This is a genomic window from Planctopirus sp. SH287, assembly GCF_056500625.1.
Map to the genome: position 1 here is coordinate 2,681,501 of NZ_CM151403.1, position 6,000 is coordinate 2,687,500.

The 6,000-nt window shown below is 52.4% G+C and carries 3 protein-coding genes; all 3 read right to left on the minus strand.

Features of this window, described 5'->3' with window-relative positions:
- Positions 1–163: 163 nt before the first annotated feature.
- Complete coding sequence (locus tag SH287x_RS09970; RefSeq protein ID WP_479518568.1) at positions 164–1,966, minus strand: hypothetical protein; 1,803 nt, start codon at positions 1,964–1,966, stop codon at positions 164–166.
- A gap of 13 nt (positions 1,967–1,979) precedes the next feature.
- Entirely contained in the window at positions 1,980–3,779 is a 1,800-nt protein-coding gene (locus SH287x_RS09975) for a hypothetical protein (protein WP_479518569.1), read from the minus strand.
- A 534-nt stretch (positions 3,780–4,313) separates the two neighbouring features.
- The gene (locus SH287x_RS09980) at positions 4,314–5,774 is read right to left on the minus strand and encodes an NAD-dependent succinate-semialdehyde dehydrogenase (RefSeq protein ID WP_479518570.1); all 1,461 of its coding nucleotides are present in this window, start codon (positions 5,772–5,774) and stop codon (positions 4,314–4,316) included.
- Positions 5,775–6,000: the final 226 nt, after the last annotated feature.

Here is a 6,000-nt window from a genome sequence, read left to right on the forward strand (position 1 = left end):
TGAGGGGGGCGGCATGAAAGCCTTATCATGCGGTGGCCGTTCGCAAAGCCTTGCTGCTTGCTACGAAACTTCAGGCAAGCCACTACGCTTTTTCTGAAATCAACAGCGCTCCGAGAGATGCGTTAAAAAGCATGCTTGCTCAGAGCCGCTGTCTTTTATCCACTTATTCTGGGGGAAAGGGGAGGGGTTCGAGTGGTTTCTTTGGGGTTTCTGGCTCTGGGAGCTGAACGGCCTGGATGCGCTGGCACAACTCCTTTGTCATGAAATCATATCGTTCCAGAACCACCGTTGCATAAGCGCGATTGTGGAGCACCATGCGTGCCTCCTCTCGGATCTGGGGAGGATCCTCGTGCCGCTCCACCCGTTCCAGAAGCCAGGTTTGTCCAGAGGGTTGCAGCGTCAGCAGCCGCAGCACTTCGCTGCGCCGGGCGGGAGGGGCTTGAACCGCCTGCTGAGACCACCACCGCTTGAGCTTTGCAGCCGGGATGCGATCAAGAGCATCGCGCATGAGAAGCGTTTCGATCATCAACGATTCAAAATGGCTTCCCTCTTGAGCTTCGGAGAGAGCGTCCGCACAGGCCGTCACCTCCTGGGCTTCGACAGGCCAGTTTCTCCCCGCAAACAGAGCCGTCTTTAGCCGGGGATCCATTCCAGTCCAGTCGACGGTTTCAAACTGCACGGGTGGAATGCCGATTCTTTTCATAGAGGTCGCAAGTTGAGATTTCATTTCCAAGCTGACAGAGCGAGTGAATAGCAACTTGCCAAGAATATCGTTGTGCATAACAGTCCCTCCGCTCGGCCCTAAAATCAGTTCGACTCCTTTCCATCGCACGTGTGGATCATCCGGCCCGACAATCACCTCGTGATTTTGATAACTCTCGTCAATGGCTGTGCTCAGTTTTTCAATATTCAACGTCAGTTGCTGAATAAACTGCTCGATTTTCTCAGGTTCAACAGCGGTCAGTTTTTTCATCAACTCGCGTGCCTCGGAGGTTGATTTGAAGAGAGCTTCTTGAAGCTGGAGCTGGTTGAGACTTTCGATACTCAGTACTTGCGGGAAGTAAATATCAGCAATTTCTAACCACGCCTTATGCGCTAAATTGCTTAGAGCATTATCGATCTCTGAAGCCTGTTGTGCGGTTTTGCTTTCTTTGGCGTGGAGCGCTTCTTGTAGTTTTTCCGCCTGAATCAGCTTGGCGGAAGGCTGATTACGAGTCATGACAAAGGTATTCAGCGCCAGCGCGGAATCATTATTTCCAAGGTGGATGATTTCCGAAAGTGATGTTGAGCAACGTAAAGCATCGGTGGGGGTGCGCAGGCGCATCCGAACTTTTGATCCGCTGGTTTTGAATACGGTCAAGGATCGTGAAGGGGGATCCCATTCTGCGCGCTGGACTGATTTTCCGATCAAGCTTTCCAGCCAGGGGGCAAAATCGAGACGGATCAAGTTCGATGCCTCGGGCGGACAAGCGTTGAAGTCCATCGCTTCAAAAACATGGTTGTGATCAAGCACGAATGCCCATCGGTTATCGGGTTCAACACACCAACCCTCTTCGCTTAACACAAAAAATCGATCACCAAGGAAAATTCCGCGAGGAAGCCCATCGATTCCCGCGAAAACAAGGGAATTGGACTGGCTGCGACTCTCCCCAATTAGCCGACGAAAATATCGATCCCCTTCTCCTGACTTCGTCCGAGGGCCATATAAGGAGCCATCAAAATGAAAGGAGAATGTTTCCTCGGCAGATGACCAGCGAAGCCCCTGTTTCGGTGTTGATGGAAACGCCTGCCCGCGTTCCACTGCGGCGATACATTGGCGAATCCAGACCTCTCCGGGATCCGTTGCCAGAGGTGGGGCTTTGCCGGAAGTCTGTTCCTTTACGGGATCACTCGCGAAGGACACAGGCAAGACACCAGAGCAAAGGCCGATCCCAAGCAGGAGAATGATTCCAGTGAGCCGTGGCATTCTGGCATCCCTTCTATTCTGGGGGAAAGGGGAGAGGTTCGAGTGGTTTCTTTGGGGTTTCTGGCTCTGGGAGCTGAACGGCCTGGATGCGCTGGCATAACTCCTTTGTCATGAAATCATATCGTTCCAGAACCACCGTTGCATAAGCGCGATTGTGGAGCACCATGCGTGCCTCCTCTCGGATCTGGGGAGGATCCTCGTGCCGCTCCACCCGTTCCAGAAGCCAGGTTTGTCCAGAGGGTTGCAGCGTCAGTAGTCGCAGCACTTCCTGGCGTCGGGAGGCAGTAGACAAAACCGCCTGCTGAGACCACCACCGCTTGAGCTTTGCAGTCGGGATGCGATCAAGAGCATCGCGCATGAGAAGCGTTTCGATCATCAACGATTCAAAATGGCTTCCCTCTTGAGCTTCGGAGAGAGCGTCCGCACAGGCCGTCACCTCCTGGGCTTCGACAGGCCAGTTTCTCCCCGCAAACAGAGCGGTCTTTAGCCGGGGATCCATTCCAGTCCAGTCAACGGTTTCAAACTGCACGGGTGGAATGCCGATTCTTTTCATAGATGTCGCAAGTTGAGATTTCATTTCCAAGCTGACAGAGCGAGTGAATAGCAACTTGCCAAGAATATCGTTGTGCATAACAGTCGCTCCGCTCGGCCCTAAAATCAGTTCGACTCCTTTCCAGCGCACGTGTGGATCATCCGGCCCGACAATCACCTCGTGATTTTGAAAACTCTCGTCAATGGCTGTGCTCAGTTTTTCAATGTTCAACGTCAGTTGCTGAATAAACTGCTCGATTTTCTCAGGCTCAACAGCGGTCAGGTTTTTCATCATCTCGCGCGCCTCGGAGGTTGATTTGACGAGAGCTTCTTGAACCTGGAGTTGATTGAGACTTTCGATACTCAGTACTTGCGGGAGGTAAATATCAGCAATTTCTGACCATGCCTTATGCGCTAAATTGCTTAGGGCATTATCGATCTCTGAAGCCTGTTGTGCGGTTTTGCTTTCTTTGGCGTGAAGCGCTTCTTGTAGTTTTTCCGCCTGAATCAGCTTGGTGGAAGGCTGGTTACGAGTCATGACGAAGGTGTTGAATGTGAGCGCGGAATCGTTGTTTCCGAGATAAATGATTTCCGAAAGTGATGTCGAGCAACGTAAAGCATCGGTGGGTGTGCGCAGGCGCATCCGAACTTTCGATCCCTCTTTATCGAGGATACTAAAGACTTGCGCGGTGCGATCCCATTGGGTGTGCTGGACTGGCTTTACGATCAAGCTGTCTATCCAGGAAGGTAAATCGAGGCAAATCAAATTAGAAACGTCTGGCGGACAAGCGTTGAAGTCCATCGCTTCAAAAACATGGTCGTGATCAAGCAAGAATGCCCATCGGTTATCGGGTTCAACACACCAACCCTCTTCGCTTAACACAAAAAATCGATCACCAAGGAAAATTCCGCGAGGAAGCCCATCGATTCCCGCGAAAACAAGGGAATTGGACTGGCTGCGACTCTCCCCAATTAGCCGACGAAAATATCGATCCCCTTCTCCTGACTTCGTCCTAGGGCCATATAAGGAGCCATCAAAATGAAAGGAGAATGTTTCCTCGGCAGATGACCAGCGAAGCCCCTGTTTCGGTGTTGAAGGAAACGCCTGCCCGTGTTCTACAGCGGCAATACATTGGCGAATCCAGACCTCGCCGGGATCTACAGCTAAATGCCAAGATTTGTCGGAGTCCTGTTTGGCAACTGGATTATTTGCTAAGGCCAGAGATGCCAGGCACGCTATCAGCGGGAGTATCGCTGTGATGATCCGATTTCTGATCGTCATTGACTGGACTTACCCATGAAATGTGGGCGTGGGGAAAGAGATTAAATGACTTTTTTGAGGAGTTCGCATCATACCCAATGAATGCCGTAAGCACACAGCGAATTCAAGCGTGAGGCTGCGAATCGGGATTCAGCAGCATCTTTCTGTCGCAGGCCAAGCCGCCTATGCTTCAATCTCACCATGGGATCATCGCTTACCGGAACATCAAAATCCGCTCGATTGACGGCATCCCGCAGGATTTTTCAACCACCACAGGCACCAGTCTTGCCATCCTGTCAGCAAGACTGGTGCATTTCGCTATCGCTCCATGCACCCTACATAATTTTTGCTCTATGCACACTGCCAGTTTATGCCATCATTAACAGAAATTCTGGTGGGTTGCGCAGAGCCTTAACCCACCCTACTAGCTAGATAACTATTTGATGAAATCACCCTCTTGTGCCGCTGGCACACAGGTAGCCCGATGACGGGCAACCTGTGCCACCCCGCCGTCCACAAGTCCCGGGCTATGGCAGGAGTCTTCCTGGACTGGCTCTAAGTATTCAAACCGCCGAGTAGTGCATACTTGAGTTCAAGATATTCATTAAGTCCATGGCGCGAGCCTTCGCGACCAATCCCGGACTCTTTAACGCCGCCAAAGGGTGCGACTTCAGTTGCCACTAACCCTTCGTTGATCCCGACCATGCCATACTCCAAGGCTTCCATCACGCGCCAGATTCTTCCCACATCTCGCGCAAAGAAATACGACGCTAAGCCATAGGGCGTTTCATTGGCGATCCGAATCGCTTCGGCTTCATCAGAGAATCGTATCATCGATGCCACCGGGCCGAAAATTTCCTGTTGAGCAATGGCCATTTCCTGGGTGACATTGCCAAGCACAGTGGGGGTGAAAAAATTCTCGCCAGCCGGATGACGAGTTCCTCCCGTCAGTGGCTTTGCTCCCGATTTGATGGCCTGCTTTACCAAGTCATCGACATTGCTCACGGCCTGCCTGGTAATTAACGGGCCTACCTGCGTCCCAGTGACTGAGCCATCACCGACTTTCAGGGCCTCAGTCCTGGAGACCATGCGTTCGACAAACTCATCATAGCGGCTGTCTTGAACGAGGATTCGGTTTGCACAGACACACGTTTGCCCGGCATTACGGAACTTTGAAGCCATTACGGCATCAACCGCAGTCTCCAGATCCGCATCATCAAAAATAATGAAGGGCGCATTACCTCCCAGCTCCATGCTGACTTTTTTGACGGTGCTTGCCGCCTGAGCCAGTAACAGTTTTCCCACACGTGTGGAACCTGTAAACGAGAGCTTGCGAACGACGGGGCTTTCACAAAAGAGCTGTCCCAATTCCTGAGGAGATTGAGTGGGGACAACGCGGAACACCGCTGGGGGGATGCCGGCTTGATGAGCCAGAGTCTCCAGCGCCAGTGCGCACAGTGGTGTTGCCTCAGCCGGCTTCAAGATGATCGAGCACCCGACGGCCAGAGCGGGTGCCACCTTACGGGTGATCATCGCGATCGGAAAGTTCCAGGGCGTGATAGCGGCACAGGTTCCTACGGGTTGCCGGAACGTCAGCATGCGTTTTCCTTCCGCATAGGCAGGGAAGGTCTCGCCATAGGCTCGCTTACTTTCTTCAGCAAACCATTCGATAAACGAGGCTCCGTAGACGACCTCATTGGTTGATTCGGCCAGTGGTTTTCCACTTTCTGCGGTGCAGATAGCCGCCAATTCGGCCTGATGCTGAAGTATCAGATGAAACCAGGTGTGCATCACCTTAGCTCGATCTTTCACGCCCCTCTTTGCCCAGGAGTGCCTCGCCACGTCGGCTTCATCAATCAGTTTGATGACGTCTGCTGGTTGATAAGACTTTACCGACAGAATGAGTTCGCCCGTCGCAGGATTGCGGACATCCAAATCACCTTGGGCGTACCGATCTGCGGGAATGAGTGACTCTATTGCCGACGATAACGTAAGTGGAGTTGTGCCCTGACTCATGATGGTTTGCCTTGGGAATACCAGGTTCATTGGGAAATCGTGTTATCTCTGCGTGCCTCGCCGGAAACGCTCAAATTTATTTCCCTTGAGGTGCTCTCAAATTTATCTCTCTGAGGGAGATGGTAGCCGCAGGCCGAATGCGGGGATTGGTCTTGGCTTTGGAAACACGACTGGTTCATCAGACCCTCACCTCAACCCTCTCCCGCAGGCGGGAGAGGGAGTATTC

Excerpts from the sequence above, each read along its gene's own strand:
- SH287x_RS09970 (WP_479518568.1), bottom strand. The coding sequence starts at position 1,966 with ATGCCACGGCTCACTGGAATCATTCTCCTGCTTGGGATCGGCCTTTGC.
- SH287x_RS09975 (WP_479518569.1), bottom strand. The coding sequence starts at position 3,779 with ATGACGATCAGAAATCGGATCATCACAGCGATACTCCCGCTGATAGCG.
- SH287x_RS09980 (WP_479518570.1), bottom strand. The coding sequence starts at position 5,774 with ATGAGTCAGGGCACAACTCCACTTACGTTATCGTCGGCAATAGAGTCA.